The sequence below is a fragment of the Variovorax sp. FG153 genome, from assembly GCF_057809595.1.
In genome coordinates, this window is record NZ_JBMDKG010000103.1 from 1 (window position 1) to 2,426 (window position 2,426).

The following is a 2,426-nucleotide window of genomic DNA, read 5'->3' on the forward strand; positions in this document are numbered from 1 at the left end:
GTAAGCGTCCGGTGAACTCGCCTTGACGGCGATGTCGACGATCAGCTCTGCCGCCAGTGATGCGGCAAGAGCTCTTCGATGCGGCTATGGGGATGGGTCGGCAACCTGGTCAGCACGTCACGGATGTAGGCATAGGGATCGTGCCCGTTGAGCTTGGCCGAATGGACCAAGCTCATGACAGCGGCGGCTCGTTTGCCTGCGCGCAGTGATCCGGCGAACAGCCAGTTCTGGCGGCCGAGCGCGATCGGCCGGATCCGATTCTCTACCCAGTTGTTGTCGATCGGCAGGTCGCCATCTTCGAGGAAGCGCGTGAGCGCATCCCAGCGCTTGAGGCCGTAGTCGACAGCCTTCGCGGTCGCTGATCCGTTGGGGATCTTCTGGCGCTGCAGACGCATCCACTGATGCAAGGCATCGGCCACCGGCCTTGATCGTCGTCGTCGCAGTTCGAGCCTGCTTGCGCTGTCAGCCCCAGCCGCCTCACGCTCGACGTCGTACAGCTCACCGAAGAATTTCAGGGCTTGCTCGCCGATCTGACTGCCGTTGTTGGCCCACAGCTCGTGGAACTTGCGCCGAGCGTGAGCCATGCAGCCCACCTCCGTCACCCCGAGCTCGAAGCAGGCCTTGTAGCCGCTGAAGTCGTCTGTGACGAGCTTGCCTTTCCAGCCAGGCTTGGCGCCCGCGCCGCTGAGTTGGAGGAAGTCGCGCACGTGCTGGCCGCCCCGGCTGTCGGCGAAGTCGAACACGACGCCTTGGACCGGGTTGAACTGCGTCGTGCAATAGCTCCACAGGTACGCCCGATGGGTCTTCCCGATCCCGGGCTTGAGCATGGCCACTGGCGTCTCATCGGCGTGCAGCACGTCGTGTCGCAGCAGGTCTGCTGCCAGCGCGTCCACGAGCGGCTGCAGCTGCATGCCGCACTCACCTACCCATTGCGCAAGCGTCGAGCGGGCGATCACGTGCCCCGCACGCTCGAAGATCGCTTCCTGCCGGTACAGCGGCAGGTGGTCCAGGTACTTGGCGACCAGCACCTGCGCGAGCAGCCCCGTGGTAGGCAGGCCCTTGTCGATGACGTGCGCGGGCACCGGAGCCTGGATGATCTTCTCGCAGCACCTGCACACCCACTTGCCGCGGATGTGGCGCTCGACCGTGAACACGCCCGGCTGATAGTCCAGCTTCTCGGCGATGTCCTCGCCAATGCGCTGTAGCGGCTCGCCGCACCCGCAGGTGGTGTGCTCCGGCTCGTGATGGATCTCTCGGCGCGGCAGGTTGACGGGCAACTTCTGGCGCTTGGGTTGCTGCTTCTCAGCGGGGGACGACTTCGCTGCCTGCAGCGCGTCCATCTCTGCAGCGACGGCTGCCAGATCGGTGTCCAGCGTCTCCTCGAGCAAGCTCTTTTGCTCGGCGTTGTACGCCTCGCTCTTGGCGGCGAACTTCAGTCGCTTGAGGATCGCGTTCTCGTGCGTGAGCTTGTCGATGATCGACTTCTGGAACGCCAACTGCGCGTCGGCATTGCGCAGCCTCTCGCGAAGCTCCTGCGGGTCCAGCGTGTCGATGTCGTCGGCGATCACGGACAGTGATCGTGCCAGCGAACGTGCTGGCGCTCCATCGGCAGATACCGCAATGGACGCGCTACAGCGTTGTGATCACGCCGGCTTCACCGACGAGTTGCCAGGGCAGTCCCAGCACCAGCGCATCGAACTGCGGCCGACTCAGCGTCAGCGTTCCGTCGATGTTCTTGGGCCAAGCGAACTTGCCGTTGTTCAGCCGCCTTGCCGCCAACCACACGCCGATGCCGTCGTGTACGAGCACCTTCATGCGGTTGGCACGCCGATTGGCGAAGAGGTAGGCATGGTGCGGTCGCGCTGCGCCGAACACCAACACGACCCGGGCCAGAGCAGCCTCGGTGCCGGCGCGCATGTCCAGCGGCTGCACTGCCATCCAGATCGACTCGACGCGGATCAACGCAAGATCTCGCGAAGCCAGGCAGCGCTCGCCCCTGCAGCACTGCACGGCCAGTTCACGATCACTGTGGTCGCGCCGCGCTTGAGTTCGATGCGGATGTCCTGCGCCGGCATGGACTGCGCGGCGTCAATTTGCACGGGCACAAACGCTGCCTTGGCTTGATCTCGCGGCAGGTCGACAGGGTCGGGCAACCGTTGACCGCCTTGCTCAATCCAGCGGCGCAACAGGTTCGCGTTGATGCCATTGGCTAGTGCCACCGAGGCGATCGACACGCCTGGTCGGGAGCAGGCGGTGACCACGTTCGCCTTGAACTCATCGGTGTGACGGCGCCTGCGGCGCCGATCTCCCTTCACCGCCGCAGCCTCGATAGTGTTCACGTGTCCGCCAAGAAATAAGTGGAGTAGTGAACACGATGCTCCTAGGCCCGCCGACAGGAATCAAGATGGGTTGCCCGGACGCTTACC

The 2,426-nt window shown here is 64.4% G+C and carries 3 protein-coding genes; all 3 read right to left on the reverse strand.

Features of this window, described 5'->3' with window-relative positions; genetic code table 11:
- Positions 1 to 41: 41 nt before the first annotated feature.
- Positions 42 to 1,568 carry an IS66 family transposase gene (gene tnpC, locus ACODT0_RS42225; RefSeq protein WP_489044025.1) on the reverse strand — a complete coding sequence of 509 codons (1,527 nt, stop codon included), beginning with the start codon at positions 1,566 to 1,568 and terminating at the stop codon, positions 42 to 44.
- Positions 1,569 to 1,629: 61 nt separating this feature from the next.
- On the reverse strand, positions 1,630 to 1,962 hold the full coding sequence (gene tnpB, locus ACODT0_RS42230) for an IS66 family insertion sequence element accessory protein TnpB (protein ID WP_489044026.1): 333 nt from the start codon (positions 1,960 to 1,962) through the stop codon (positions 1,630 to 1,632).
- A complete protein-coding gene (gene tnpA / locus ACODT0_RS42235) occupies positions 1,959 to 2,339 on the reverse strand; it encodes an IS66-like element accessory protein TnpA (RefSeq protein WP_489044027.1) in 381 nt (126 codons plus the stop codon). The genes tnpB and tnpA overlap by 4 nt, the downstream gene beginning before the upstream one ends.
- Positions 2,340 to 2,426 lie beyond the last annotated feature (87 nt).